The organism is Comamonas sp. F1-6, assembly GCF_039581415.1.
In the GTDB taxonomy this organism is placed as follows: Bacteria; Pseudomonadota; Gammaproteobacteria; order Burkholderiales; family Burkholderiaceae_C; genus Comamonas; species Comamonas thiooxydans.
In genome coordinates, this window is record NZ_JBCPWN010000008.1 from 102659 (window position 1) to 114912 (window position 12254).

General features: G+C 60.0%; 21 protein-coding genes and 1 tRNA gene. 14 read left to right on the forward strand and 8 right to left on the reverse strand.

Going from position 1 to position 12254, the window contains the following annotated elements:
- Window positions 1–32: 32 nt before the first annotated feature.
- The 6 genes from AAIL66_RS10625 to AAIL66_RS10650 form a co-directional block, all read right to left on the reverse strand.
- A complete protein-coding gene (locus AAIL66_RS10625) occupies window positions 33–299 on the reverse strand; it encodes a hypothetical protein (RefSeq protein WP_198529111.1) in 267 nt (88 codons plus the stop codon).
- Window positions 300–421: 122 nt separating this feature from the next.
- Entirely contained in the window at window positions 422–895 is a 474-nt protein-coding gene (locus AAIL66_RS10630; protein ID WP_343496697.1) for a DUF1367 family protein, read from the reverse strand.
- Between the two features lie 270 nt (window positions 896–1165).
- Window positions 1166–1666, reverse strand: coding sequence for a hypothetical protein (locus tag AAIL66_RS10635; RefSeq protein ID WP_343496698.1), 501 nt, complete (start codon window positions 1664–1666; stop codon window positions 1166–1168).
- A gap of 33 nt (window positions 1667–1699) precedes the next feature.
- The gene (locus tag AAIL66_RS10640) at window positions 1700–2077 is read right to left on the reverse strand and encodes a hypothetical protein (protein WP_343496699.1); all 378 of its coding nucleotides are present in this window, start codon (window positions 2075–2077) and stop codon (window positions 1700–1702) included.
- Window positions 2074–2733 carry a DUF6475 domain-containing protein gene (locus AAIL66_RS10645; protein ID WP_343496700.1) on the reverse strand — a complete coding sequence of 220 codons (660 nt, stop codon included), beginning with the start codon at window positions 2731–2733 and terminating at the stop codon, window positions 2074–2076. The genes AAIL66_RS10640 and AAIL66_RS10645 overlap by 4 nt, the downstream gene beginning before the upstream one ends.
- A 1-nt stretch (window position 2734) precedes the next feature.
- Window positions 2735–3568 (reverse strand): YdaU family protein, encoded by an 834-nt coding sequence (locus AAIL66_RS10650; RefSeq protein ID WP_343496701.1) that lies wholly within the window; start codon window positions 3566–3568, stop codon window positions 2735–2737.
- On the opposite strand from AAIL66_RS10650, the gene AAIL66_RS10655 reads away from it, so the two are divergent.
- On the forward strand, window positions 3567–3848 hold the full coding sequence (locus AAIL66_RS10655; RefSeq protein WP_343496702.1) for a hypothetical protein: 282 nt from the start codon (window positions 3567–3569) through the stop codon (window positions 3846–3848). The genes AAIL66_RS10650 and AAIL66_RS10655 overlap by 2 nt on opposite strands.
- 10 nt (window positions 3849–3858) lie before the next feature.
- On the opposite strand, the gene AAIL66_RS10660 is transcribed toward AAIL66_RS10655, so the two are convergent.
- Window positions 3859–4065, reverse strand: coding sequence for a hypothetical protein (locus AAIL66_RS10660; protein WP_034383533.1), 207 nt, complete (start codon window positions 4063–4065; stop codon window positions 3859–3861).
- A 3-nt stretch (window positions 4066–4068) separates the two neighbouring features.
- Complete coding sequence (locus tag AAIL66_RS10665) at window positions 4069–4287, reverse strand: helix-turn-helix transcriptional regulator (protein ID WP_343496703.1); 219 nt, start codon at window positions 4285–4287, stop codon at window positions 4069–4071.
- 41 nt (window positions 4288–4328) lie between these two features.
- On the opposite strand from AAIL66_RS10665, the gene AAIL66_RS10670 reads away from it, so the two are divergent.
- The 13 genes from AAIL66_RS10670 (at window position 4329) to AAIL66_RS10730 (ending at window position 12151) form a co-directional block, all read left to right on the forward strand.
- Window positions 4329–5000, forward strand: coding sequence for a S24 family peptidase (locus AAIL66_RS10670; RefSeq protein WP_343496704.1), 672 nt, complete (start codon window positions 4329–4331; stop codon window positions 4998–5000).
- Window positions 5001–5004: 4 nt separating this feature from the next.
- Window positions 5005–5232 (forward strand): hypothetical protein, encoded by a 228-nt coding sequence (locus AAIL66_RS10675; protein ID WP_343496705.1) that lies wholly within the window; start codon window positions 5005–5007, stop codon window positions 5230–5232.
- 14 nt (window positions 5233–5246) lie between these two features.
- Window positions 5247–5534, forward strand: a complete 288-nt coding sequence (locus AAIL66_RS10680; RefSeq protein WP_343496706.1) for a hypothetical protein — start codon at window positions 5247–5249, stop codon at window positions 5532–5534.
- 426 nt (window positions 5535–5960) lie between these two features.
- A complete protein-coding gene (locus tag AAIL66_RS10685; protein ID WP_343496707.1) occupies window positions 5961–6485 on the forward strand; it encodes a hypothetical protein in 525 nt (174 codons plus the stop codon).
- A 216-nt stretch (window positions 6486–6701) separates the two neighbouring features.
- A tRNA-Lys gene (locus AAIL66_RS10690) sits at window positions 6702–6789 on the forward strand.
- A gap of 65 nt (window positions 6790–6854) precedes the next feature.
- Entirely contained in the window at window positions 6855–7241 is a 387-nt protein-coding gene (locus tag AAIL66_RS10695) for a hypothetical protein (protein WP_343496708.1), read from the forward strand.
- The gene (locus AAIL66_RS10700) at window positions 7238–7387 is read left to right on the forward strand and encodes a hypothetical protein (RefSeq protein ID WP_343496709.1); all 150 of its coding nucleotides are present in this window, start codon (window positions 7238–7240) and stop codon (window positions 7385–7387) included. The genes AAIL66_RS10695 and AAIL66_RS10700 overlap by 4 nt, the downstream gene beginning before the upstream one ends.
- Before the next feature lie 250 nt (window positions 7388–7637).
- A complete protein-coding gene (locus tag AAIL66_RS10705; protein ID WP_343496765.1) occupies window positions 7638–7895 on the forward strand; it encodes a hypothetical protein in 258 nt (85 codons plus the stop codon).
- The gene (locus AAIL66_RS10710) at window positions 7892–8203 is read left to right on the forward strand and encodes a hypothetical protein (protein WP_343496710.1); all 312 of its coding nucleotides are present in this window, start codon (window positions 7892–7894) and stop codon (window positions 8201–8203) included. The genes AAIL66_RS10705 and AAIL66_RS10710 overlap by 4 nt, the downstream gene beginning before the upstream one ends.
- Before the next feature lie 158 nt (window positions 8204–8361).
- Window positions 8362–9270: a phage recombination protein Bet gene (bet, locus tag AAIL66_RS10715; RefSeq protein ID WP_343496711.1), complete on the forward strand. Its 909-nt coding sequence runs from the start codon at window positions 8362–8364 to the stop codon at window positions 9268–9270.
- Complete coding sequence (locus AAIL66_RS10720) at window positions 9267–11072, forward strand: YqaJ viral recombinase family protein (protein WP_343496712.1); 1806 nt, start codon at window positions 9267–9269, stop codon at window positions 11070–11072. Before bet ends, AAIL66_RS10720 begins: the two co-directional genes overlap by 4 nt.
- A 69-nt stretch (window positions 11073–11141) precedes the next feature.
- A complete protein-coding gene (locus tag AAIL66_RS10725) occupies window positions 11142–11816 on the forward strand; it encodes a hypothetical protein (RefSeq protein WP_343496713.1) in 675 nt (224 codons plus the stop codon).
- Window positions 11813–12151, forward strand: a complete 339-nt coding sequence (locus AAIL66_RS10730) for a hypothetical protein (RefSeq protein WP_003061527.1) — start codon at window positions 11813–11815, stop codon at window positions 12149–12151. The genes AAIL66_RS10725 and AAIL66_RS10730 overlap by 4 nt, the downstream gene beginning before the upstream one ends.
- Window positions 12152–12254 lie beyond the last annotated feature (103 nt).

A 12254-nucleotide genomic window follows, 5' to 3' on the forward strand; every position in this document is an offset into this window, starting at 1 on the left:
GAAATACCGCGCAGTGTCAAGGTGTTGGCGGGTCAAGTTCCCGAACGAATCTGGTGTGCGCTGAACGTGGGCCGCTCCGTGGGCACATCTTCCCAGCCCTTGCCCATCACCTCGCACCAGATGCAGAGCAGCGATAGTCCGTCCATGAACTTGGGTTGAGTGCCCGGCGTGTTGCGCAGCGCCGCGAACCAGCTCTTGTGCTTGCCCATGCGGCCTGAGAGCCTGCCCATGCTCCAGCCGCTGCGGTTCAGGTCAGTGACCACTCTCCACCAGTCCACGTGCTTGGCTTCAACGATCATGACTGACCCTCCCGAAATGCGTGCGCGCGCGAAGTCGCGGGCATCTGCTGTGTTCTCCCGCGCCACAACCGCTCCTATTTCAATAGCGCAATGTAATGCTGCGGCGCTGGTACCATTGAATTTCAACGTCGAAACCCTTCCATGAACGATTCCATGCACTTCCACCGCTGATCAGGCGTCAGTGCTGGCCAGAGGATTGCTTGTGCGTGCTGGCCCCACAGAAACTCGTCTGTTGCCCTGTGCAGCTCCGAGAACTCGGTCTCGTCCATGCTGTCGAAGTCCAGGCTACGCGGGATGGCGTTGGGCTTGCCGTCCAGGCCGGGCACGAAGTCTGCATAGCCGGCGCCCATCGTCAGCCAGGCCCGGAGCTTGTCCAGCTCTGTGAAGGCCTCGGTGCGCTCAAGCAGCATCTGCAGCTTTTTGAAGAAGAACGCATGGTGCTTTGGATTGCGAGGCATGCGGAAGGTGAAAGCCATGGTGTCGCCGGGCTGCATGCTCACGACCGCCGCCCGGAACCGGGCATAGGCCCGCTGCCCTGCTGGGTCCATGCCACACAGCTTCCCGTCCTGGCCTTTGGTGATGACGAGGCGGCTCATTGCATAGCCCTCCAAACCACGGAACCGGCGAGAGCGACTCCGAGGAACCATAGAGCCAGCGCGACCCAGAAGCAGGCACGCCGGACGGACAAGTCCAGTTCTCCGAAGGTGGTGAAGAAGGCGAAGGCGCCTCCGCCGCAAAAGAGGCACAAGCAGACCATCAAGACTGTCATGGTCAGTACCCATCCATGCTGTTGGAGACCGAAGCGATTCCGAGCCAGATGCCGATGACCAGGCCGGCCAGGAATGCGGGGATAAGCCAGAGCCAGTTCATACGAACTCCACCTTTCCCCAGTGAGCCAGCAGCACCGCTTCGGCGCGGTTGTGGTCCTTCTGGCGCGTGAGGTTGCCGGCGGCTTCCGGGTGCAGCTTTCGGGCAGTTTCCAGAGCCTTGGTCTTCTCGGAGCCCAGGAGGAACAGCTTCTTCCACGACTGGGGCGCAACATGCTCTGTCGGGTAGCCTAGGCACTCCAGTACGCTCTCGATGGCGCCCAGGCTGCGCATCAGACTGCCTTGCGTCTGCACGGCGTTGTTGGCCCCACCCATGGTGTTCACCTTCTCCAGCACGGCCAGGGGCTTGCCTTCACCGGCTGGGCAGTGCTTGAGCAGCAGCTGGCAGAAGGCCTTGCCGTCTATCTTGCGCTTGACCAGCGCTTTCTCGCCGGCGCCAGGCACGGGCATGGTGGGAAGGTCGAAGATGGCCCGCACGCCATTGTGATCCATGACCGCACAAGCACCTGTCAAACCTGGGTCAATTCCAATGATGATCATGATTTGTTGCTCCTGTTTTTATTCGTTGATGGCTTACAGACCGAAGTCCTCCAACCCCAGCTCAGGCGGGCACATGGCCTGGCAGCGTTGGTCGAAAAATTCAAGGGCCCATTCCTTGGTGGCCACGTTCATGGCCATCTCTGTCAGAACTTCGAGGGTCATCTGAGGTGCTACATCCGGAAAGCGGCTCAAGCTGGTCGGCTTGTGGATGAACTCGAAGACCTCAATCAGATTGACGGGCTCGCTCTTGCTGTCGAGCACGCGAATGGCGAAGTGCACGCATTGCGCGCCACGGCTGACCATGGACACGCAGTTCATTGCCGCCAGCAAGTCCTCGTCCTGGCCTTCGGTCATGAGGATGCTGTTCAGGGCGCATGCCTCTTCCTGGGTCATAAAGCTGGCGTAGTTCATGCGAGAAGCTCCTGTTGCGTGGTGGTGTTGGCCAGCAGGTGCATGGCCTGCTCTGGCAGCGTGGAAATGCGGGTCTTGCCAGTGGGGCTGCCGTTTTTCAGCACCGCAATGGCACGCTCACGGTCGCCGACAAGAGCGGGCCTAGGCAAAGGAATGCCGCGGCTGGTGTAGTCGTGGTCTGGAGAGCGGTCGCCTGGCAGGCGGCGCTGATACTCGAACTGGCCGCTCTCGGTGTAGGCCCGGTGGGCTACCTGAAACCGGTGCTGCAGGTAGGACAGCTCTTTGACTTCGGTGCGGCACACCTTGGGCCAGCCGCCCAGGTCCTCGACCACGGCATGGATTGCGGGATCGTCAAACACCACGTCGGTGTAAGCCCCAACGGCGCCGATGGCCTCCAGCACCTTGCCCCAAGCCATGGCGGCACGGTCGGTGGTGGTGCCCTGCAGGACGCGGGCAATGTCGGCTACCTTCGGCGCAAATTGGCCATGCTCGGCATCTGTGCAGTGGCGCTGCATCGCCTTCTCGATTTGCTCCAGGTCGAAGGCTTGGCAGGCGTTCCACCACAGGTCCAGCACAAAGCGGCTGGCATCTTTGCCGTAGTAGGCCAAGACGTCGGTGATCAGCTGGGCAAACGATGATCGGTCGGACTGTCGCATCTCATGCTCCTTCTGCGGCCCAGGCGTCGGCCACGTTGCGGTTGCGCTGCTCCAGGGCTTCCTGGCGGTTTGGAGGGATCACGGTTGTGCGGCGGCCTGAAACCGGCGGCGGCAGTGCGGCGGCCAGCCACTCCAACGGCTGCAGGGGCTTGGCCTTTGCGCATTCGCGCAGCTTGTCGATCAAGGCTTCATCGCCATGGGCCTTGCGCAGGCCACCGAGGAAGGATCGGCCTTGCTTCTCCCCTGTCCCGGCGTTGACCAGCATGGAGAGCCCGTAGCCAAAAATGATTTCTGCGGGGTCAGTCAGCTTCGGCGGCTCGCCGCCCGTAGCGTTAGCTACGGAACTATTTATTGGTGTTGGTGTTGGTGTTGGTGTTGGTGGCAATGCGCTGGCATCCAAATCCGATGCCGTGGCATAAGAATCTGTATGCCGTGGCATTGCCGGCGCATCACCACTTGCATTGCCGTTGCCGTTTGCGGAATCGCCAGATTGATCGCCTCCGGCATTGCCAGCAGGCTTTTTCCAGCGCTTGTTGGCACGTTCCCGCTGCTTCTCCTGCTTGTCCAACATGGTTGCGATTTCGGCATCTGCACGGCGGTTGATCCAGCCTGCTTCCGTCAGTTCGAAGAACTCCTGCAGCACCACTTCAACAGCTTCACGCTGGCTTTCAGTTGTGGCCAGGACAAGGCGGCAGACAGCGCGCAGCTCAACAGGCAGCGGCTTCTCTGTGATGTAGTAGGTGTCCAGAAGACGGCGGTATGCCGCGTCCTCTTCCCAGCTCAGATGCCGGGTGGCGCTCAGGTAGTCGCCAATGTGGAATGGGTAGTAGTTCATGGCCGGCCGCCTTGAACAAATGCGTTACGGAAAAGTGATGAGAGGGCCATCAGCGCCTCCGAAATGGCAAAACCCGGCCCTGCTGCTGCTTGATGCGGTAGCGCTCGTCCAGGATCTGCTGTGCCAGCTTCGTGGCAGCTTGTTGACGGGTAAGCCCATGCTCTGCGGCGTAGGCATCGAGTGCAGCGGCTTCTCGTTCCGAAAGGTCGAGGGGCTGCCCGGTGGTGGGTGGAGCTGGCACTGTTTTTCATTCCGCGTTACGCAACCGTTGCTGAAATGACGCGCCAGCGTCACGAGTTTGTAGCTCGCATTTCTGTAGCAGCCGCTGCAGACTTGGAGCTATGGAAACGAGACAAACCCTCCAGAACCAGCTCGCGCAGAAACACCGATTTCTGCATGCCGTTGAACTCGGCCATTGCCTCGGCCAGCCTGTCCTCTGCATCGTTCAGGGACAGGTTCACACGGTTCTTGCGAATGTGGGCGGGGTCGGCGTACATGGCTCAGGCCTCTTGAGTAGTTGTGGTGGGGGAAACGGGGGCTTGCGATTCGAGGCGCTCATGGAGCGACTGCAATGCGCGGTAGTTCCGCGACATCACATCGGAGACATCTCCGCGTTCGATCTTGCTGACCGTGGGTTGAGGGATACCGGTCTCCGCTGCGATCTGCGCCTGGGTCAGGCCGTGCTTGCGGATGGCGAGGACGTAGTCTTTGGCTTCCATAAATATTCCTTTTCGACTATTTTGCATGAGCCTAAAAGAATATGCAAACACGATTAAATGTCTGCATGGATACATTGGCGAAAAGAATCAAGTTCGCGCGCAAGCACAGGGGCCTCACACAGGCCCAGCTGGCCGAGCTCTCCGGCATGAAGCAGTCGGATATTTCGAAGATCGAAAACGGGTCGATCCAGCGAACTACGGGGATCATTGGCCTGGCCAGCGCCCTACGCTGCGACCCGATCTGGCTGGACACCGGAGATGGGGGCCCTTGGAATGAAGAGAGCGCCAAGGGTCAGCCGGAGATGCGCGGCATGGTCCCTCTTATTTCCTTCGTTCAGGCCGGCGAATGGAATGACATAGCTGACCACCTGCAACCAGGTGACGCCCATGAATGGCTCTATTGCCCTGTGAAGCACAGCCCTGGCACGTTCGCGCTTGAGGTGGAAGGCGAAAGCATGTACGACCCCGGCGGCCGACACAGCTACAGCCACGGCGACATCATTTTTGTGGACCCCGCCAAGGACGCGAAGCATGGAGACAGGGTTGTTGTCCGGCTGGAAGACCAGAACAAGGCAACCTTCAAGCAGCTCATTGAAGAGGACAACCGCCGAGTGCTGAAAGCGCTGAACCCAGACTGGAAGCCCCGGTACATCGAAATCAACGGCCACGCCACTATCACCGGCGTCGTCATCGGCAAGTGGGTAAAGGAGTAGCACTATGGCGAAGATGCTGGGCAGGGTGAGCCTGCGCGTCCTTATCGGGGTTTTCATCGCGGCCGGCGGTTTCGCGGCCATGAAGGCATACGACCAAAGTCAGAAGCGACAACAGGCCCAGCTAAAGCAAGAGGCTCCATCTCCAGCCTCTACAGGGAGTTTGCTGGATGCCTATCAGAGCGACTTCGATAAACAGGCCAATGATCTGGCCCAGCGTCCCCAAAAGCCATGAGCTCAGGAAAGCATGTGAACCCCCGGTTGCTCACTGACGAAGAGTTGTTGAAAGTCGAAGTCCGTGGCGACATTAGCAAGCTAGGAACCTATGCCGCTGCATATTTGATCTTTTTCACTCCCTTCGCTGTTGTGAAGGCACTGATACACCTGATCGGCAACGCAACATGGTCAGACATCATCGTTTGGGGGGTACTCTCCGCCTTGGCGGCAGCGTCTTATTTCAAATACGCCTCCGACAAAGCTCTGCTCAAACATCAGATCGAGTGCCTGCATGAGAAGCAACGGCGAGGAATCCACTAGCTAACAGACACATCTGGAAGCCACCGCAAGGTGGTTTTTTTACGCCTCATGGAATTTAAATATTCCTTTACGCTTGACACCGAATATTCCTTTGCGAATAATTACACCCATCGCAGCACAAAGCAGTAACGCAAAAGTGCAGCGAAGGGACTCAGTCCCGGGGCGCCCGGATGCAAGCCTATCTCTCCGGTGAGGGTGGATCCCAAGAGCAGAAACAGCCAGCGGCATGGGTGTGCCGCGACTGGGCCTGAAAGGGCTCAGACCAGAGCGTCTTCATTGAGGGCGTTGCGGTTTGAGAAGGAGATATGGAAATGTGATCTTTGCCAGCATGCAGCCTGCATGTGCCTTCCCCCGCAGGGCTAAGCGGGGCCAAAAACAAAAGCGTCTTCATCCGAGGGCGCTTTTCTTTTTTCACAAGGAGCAACCATGGATTACGAAGACTACGACGACGAAGTTCCCGCATCTCAGGAGTCGAAAGGTGCTGTGAAGATCAGCGCGACAACGCTGGAATATGACACTCAGCGCATGTTCGACTCGATTGCCGCAAGGGCTACGGCATCAATCGTCAAGGCCTGCGGTGATGACATCCGCAAGGCAGTCAGTGAGTCAGTCCAGAAGCAAATCAGCGAGAAGGTTGGCGCGATCATTGACAAGCGGCTTGAAGAAGGAATTCAGAAGCACGACGAATGGGGTACCGCAGTCGGAACCCCAACCACTCTGACGGCCTTGATTGGCAAGGCAGGCGAGGACTACCTAGGCCAGCGGGTCAACGAGCGCGGGGAGACCAATAACTACAACTACAAGAGCACGCGCCTTGAGTTCATCGTCAAGAAGAACGTCGAGTCCGTCATCGACTACAAGATGCAGGGCGAAATCAAGAAGGCCGTGGAGCTTGCCGTTACTCAGGCCCAGTCCAAGGTGGCCGAAGCGGTTGCCAAGCTGATTAAGTAAACGCATCACCCCTGGCCTCCGTGCCAGGGCCATACGGCGTGACCACTCGAGCAGGTACGGCAGTTCAGGAATGGGCCTGGGCTGGCGGCAATTGAGAACTCGGCGCTTTGCGCCGTGGCGACAGTGGTCACGCCAGATGGCGCGGCATTTCTTTAACCCTTGCGCATTTGTCTAGCTGGACCCTCATCTGGCGAACCGCTGCGCCATCTCCTTTATCCCGCAGTAGCACAAGGAGTGCACCGGCTTCTTAAGCCGAAGGCGCGGCCTCGACGGAGGCTCGGATCGTTACCCGCCTGCGGAACCAGACTCCCCCTCACGCCGCCGTGAGCTTGCCACCTCAGGGTGGCTTTTTTATTCCTGGAGCTTGTCATGAACGCCCGACCTCCTATCTACCTCGGCCCCACGCCAAACCCTCATGCAGACGCCGAGCGCTGGAACGATGAGGAAGAAGCGGCCGACGCTCTGCACCAGACCGCTGCCGTTCAGGCGCCGGGCATCATTCTCAAGCAACTGAAGGCCATCAAGACACCGGCCGGCTGGTTCGAAAAGAAGCGATTCGCTATCTACAACTCTGCGCAAGACATCCTGCAGGGAGCGTTCAACGACTCCAACGACGATGTTTCGGACCGCTATGCCGAGTTCATGGTCGACGCGACGCCAGCAGCGCGCGAGAAGCTGCTCGAGGCCATGGCTGCCTGGTTCGCCAGCGTCTACGCCGTTGAAATCTACACCGACCACATGGAGGACCAGCAATGACACCCGCTCAACGAGTAGCCCAGCACGCAGCCCTTGCCGAGTTCTGCGCCCAGCAGGTGCTGGCCCAGATGGCAGAGCCGCTGTCCCCCGAGCAGATCCGCGCTGCTCTGGACCCTGAAACCGAAAACCAGTATGAGGCGATATGAGCTACTGCCGATACAGCTTGGCATGGCGTGGCCCCTGCAAAGCAGAATGCGAAGGCGACATCTGCGAGACACACGCCAAGGTCAAGTGCTGTGTCTGCGGAGAACAGGCCACCAACGAATGCAACCACACAGGCCAGTTCGTTTGCGGCGCGCCCATGTGTGACAACTGCGAAGAGTTCACCGACACCAGCAAGCCTGCAGGCGGTTGGGGCTTCATGAACCACATACACCGGAAGAAGGAGAAAGCATGATGCCCTCCCCCATCCAACTCCAGCGCCTCCCGCGCCGCAAGAAGCCCGCACCAACGCGGGCTTTGTTGTTTCTGGTGCTGCTGGCCTTGTTCGTGTGCGCCGGCCTGTCCGGCTGCAGCGCTCAGGCGGCTGACGCACCTGCTACCACGGCGGCCGCTGAACTAAAACAGGCTGCCCGCGATGCCTTCGCCTGCCCGGGGATGACAGCGGTATGGCTGGACGAAGTAACTGTTCAATGTTTGAAGGAAAAGCCATGAGTGAAGCAGATCACATCAAGGCGCCGTGGGTTGCAGAGCCGACAGGTCCATGGAGTGGATGGGATGGCTGGGAAGTCTTTGGCCCAGATCGTCAGCACATTGCAGACATCAATGGCAGCCAGAGAGAGCCAGACCGACAAGCTTATGCCCGCCTGATTTCCGCCGCGCCCGAGCTACTGCAGGTCGCTCAGGACTTCCAAGAGGCGCTCCAAGAGCTGGGGCTCTTCTGTGAATGCGGTGAATCTGATTGCAGAACGACGCGCCTGCGCGCCGCCATCGCCAAAGCCACACGTCAGCCCCATGAATGAAGCGCTCGCCCTCCTCTTCATCGCTCTCTCCTTCTTCGCCCTAGCCAGGAAGCCATGAGCAAAACAGACACCAAGCCCGGAACCGCCCGGGCTTTTCTTTTGTGGGTGGCCAGCAGCGCTGCCGCCCTTGTTGCCGCTATCACCCAAGTGAGGTATTCATGAGCAGTGCTCTAGTTACGTTGACCCAGAAGTTAGCCGCCACCCTGGACATGGGCGATGGTGCTGGACTGATTGAGACTCTCAAGGCCACGGCCTTCAAGGGCCAAGTTTCAGATGCCCAGATGACTGCCCTCATGGTGGTCGCCAACCAGTACGCCTTGAACCCTTGGACGAAGGAAATCTACGCCTTCCCCGACAAGAACAATGGCATCGTCCCCGTGGTCGGCGTGGATGGCTGGAGCCGAATCATCAACTCGCACCCGCAATTCGACGGTATCGAGTTTGAGCAGGATGACCAGTCCTGCACCTGCGTCATCTTCCGCAAGGATCGCAACCGCCCCATCAAGGTTACAGAGTGGATGGCCGAGTGCAAGCGCGGTACCGGACCCTGGCAATCCCACCCGAAGCGCATGCTGCGCCACAAGGCAATGATTCAGTGTGCACGCCTTGCCTTCGGGTACGGCGGCATCTACGACCAGGATGAAGCCGAGCGCATCGTGGAAGCCCAACCTATGGGCCAACGCCAACCCGTGGACATGGGACAGGCCGAAGTGGTGCTGCCGGAGTGGCCGGCCGACAAGTGGGCAGAGCGCCTGCCTCAGATCCTGAACGGCATCTCCCAGGGGAAGACCATCGAGAACGCCCTGGCATGGCTTGGCAGCAAGGGCAAAGTGACTCCCGAGCAAGAAAAGGAGTTGCGCGACAAGGTTGCGGAGCTCCAGCAGGCCGCCAGCACCAGCGCCGCGGCGCCTGATCCTGAAAAGCTCGCCTCTGACATCAAGGCCTGCACCGACCTGAACAAGCTGTACGACCTGGGCAACCAGATCGAAACCATTGCTGACCCGTCGCAGCAAGCCACCCTCACCGACATTTTTGATGCCCGCGTGGCAGAACTGGAGCAAGCATGACCATGCAACTCGTGAACCTTGTGCAAGGCAGCGCCGAATGGCATGCCCACCGCCGCAACCACTTCAACGCCAGCGACGCGCCGGCCATGATGGGTTGCAGCGCCTACAAGAAGCGCTCGGAGCTGATCAAGGAACTGGCCACGGGCATCGTGCCAGAGGTCGATGCGGCCACGCAGCGCCGCTTCAATGATGGGCACCAGTTCGAAGCCCTAGCCCGTCCACTGGCTGAGCAGATCATCGGCGAAGACCTCTCGCCTTGCGTCGGCACCCGTGGCAAGTACTCGGCCAGCTTCGACGGTCTGACTTTCATGAACGATGTGGGCTTCGAGCACAAGACGCTCAACACCGAGCTGCGCGAGCTGCTGGCGCGCGGCTGCGACGGCGCTGACCTGCCGCTGCAGTATCAGGTGCAGATGGAGCAGCAGGCCATGGTCTCCGGGGCCGATCGCATCCTATTCATGGCCAGCAAGTGGACGGCAGAAGGCCTGCCAGTGGAGGCGCTGCACTGCTGGTATGAGCCTAACGCTGAGCTGCGCGCCCAGATCATCGCTGGCTGGGAGCAGCTGGAGAAGGATGTGGCAGCCTACGTCACCGAGGAGGCGGCCCCAGAAGTTGTCGGGCAGTCTCCTGAAACACTGCCCGCGCTTCGCATCGAAGTGCAAGGTGCTGTCACGGCATCGAACCTGGATGCCTTCAAGGTCACAGCACTGTCCGCCATCCGTTCAGTCAACACTGAGCTGAAAACAGACCAGGACTTTGCTGATGCAGACAAGGCGGTCAAGTGGTGCGAAGAAGTTGAAAGCCGCCTGGACGCCGCCAAACAGCATGCCTTGGCCCAGACCGAGAGCATTGACCATCTGTTCCGAACCATTGATGAAATCAGCGAAGAGGCCCGACAGGTTCGCCTGAAGCTGTCCAAGCTGGTGAAGTCTGAGAAGGAGAAGCGAAAAGAGCAGATCGTGCTCGACGGCAAGAAGGATCTGGACCAGCACATTGGCTTGCTGGAACGGCGCCTGGAAGCCATCGACAACCGCCCTTTACGCTTCCCGGTGGTTCAAGCCGACTTTGCGGGCGCGGTGAAGGGACTCAAGTCGCTGGACAGCATGCGCGACAAGGTGGCCGTGGCCCTGACCAATGCCAAGCACGAAGCCAACCAACTGGCCGACCGCCTGGAAGCCAACCGCAAGCACCTGATACAAGAGGACGGCGACTGGATTGCTCTGTTTGCGGACTTCGCCACCGTGGGCACCAAGGCTGCCGAGGACTTCCAAGCCCTGGCCGCTCTGCGAATTGGCAACCACAAGCAGCAGGAGGCCGCCCGCTTGGAAGCCCAGCGCGAGCAGATCCGCAAGGAAGAAGCCGCAAAGCTGGAACGCGAAGCTGCAGCGGCAGAGCGCAAGCGCCTCGAAGAACAGGCCCAGCAGGAGAAAGCTGCTATTGCTCAGGCCCAGCAGGCCGGGGCCCTGTCCTCACCCGTGGCCGACGATCTGGCAGGCCTTGTGCAGGACAAGGCGGTGGAAGGCATGGCCGGCATCGACGCTAAGCAGGCGATCAGCACGGCCAAGGCCAGCGCGGCAGCAGCTGACACAAGCCCGGTCATGACGCTGGGCCAGATCAACACGCTGCTGGAGGCAGCCGGCCTGGGCAAGATTAGCGCCGCGACGCTGGAGCACCACGGCATTCCGTTCACCAAGGAGCGCGCCGCTGTGCAGATCACCGAGGCCAACACCAAGCGCCTAGCGCTGCTGCTGTCCCTGGGCTTCCGCAAGCTGGCAGACGATCTGCAGGCAGTCACCGCCTGATCGAAATCAATAGCAACCACCGAAAGCCTGCTCTAACCCAGCAGGCTTTTTCATTGAAAAGAGGATTCCATGGCCTTTGAACTGACCCAACCCACCAATGTCGTCATCACCAACGCCAATCCCCGCCGCGAGCTCCACGGCGAAGAGAAGGTGCGCGCCATCGATTTGGCATGCTCTCTGACCGGAGAGAACACGCTGCTCGACCTGATAGAGCCCGGCCTGCGTGCGCACCACTACTGCAACAAGGCGGCCAAGGACGGCCAGGACGAGATCCCCGGCCTGGATATCCCGCTGCCGAACCTGCGCCACCCCCAGTTGCCGCTGCTGTACCACTATGGCAAGGGCCTGAAGTTCCGCGGCTACCGCCTCACCCAAGACTGGGGCCTGGACGAATACCACGTCGACTTCACTGATGTGGTGGTGTCGAACCTGCAGTACGAGCTCTCCGAGGGCGGCAGCGTCACCATCAAATGGACCATCTCGTACAACGGCGAAGAGCTGCAGGACAACGAGCTGTTCGGTGAGCTCTCCGGCCTGGCCGCCGAAGGCGAGATCTCCATCAAGCTGCTGGCCCCTGCTGAACTGGTCCAGGCCAAGAAGGGCTACCGGGCTGGCAAGCCGGACACGCCCAGCACAGGTGGCAACCCAGATCAGCGCGACATCGAGGACGACGAAGGTGGCGAGAAGCAGCAGACTCCCGAGGATGCATTTGCTGCTGCTGTGATTGGAGAGGCCCAGTCATGAACGCATTCGACCAAGCCAAGCCGCGCCGCAAGGTGCACAAGACCGTGAAGAGCATCGACGTTGAGCTCATCACGATCAAGAACGATCCCTTCCCCGGCCAGCGCGCATGCCCAGAAGGCAAGTATGCAGAGCTGTTCGCCAAGATGAAGCCCGGGCAATGTCTGTCCTGCGAGCCTGATGAAGTTCAGCCCCTGGGCGCGGCCATGCGCAAGTGGATCGCCAGCCAGGGCAAGGCCGACAAGCTCGAGGTGCGCACCATGTCGCGCTTCCCGGGTGATAGCCGGGGCCGTGTCTGGCTCATCGCCAAGGAGGCCAAGCTCCGAAAAGTCGCCTGACCAACAACACCCCAGCCCGCCGCCGCGGGCTTTTCTCATTCTGGGAGCCACCCTCATGAAGCAACCTATCAAGATGACCCCTGGCGATGAACTGCACCTGACA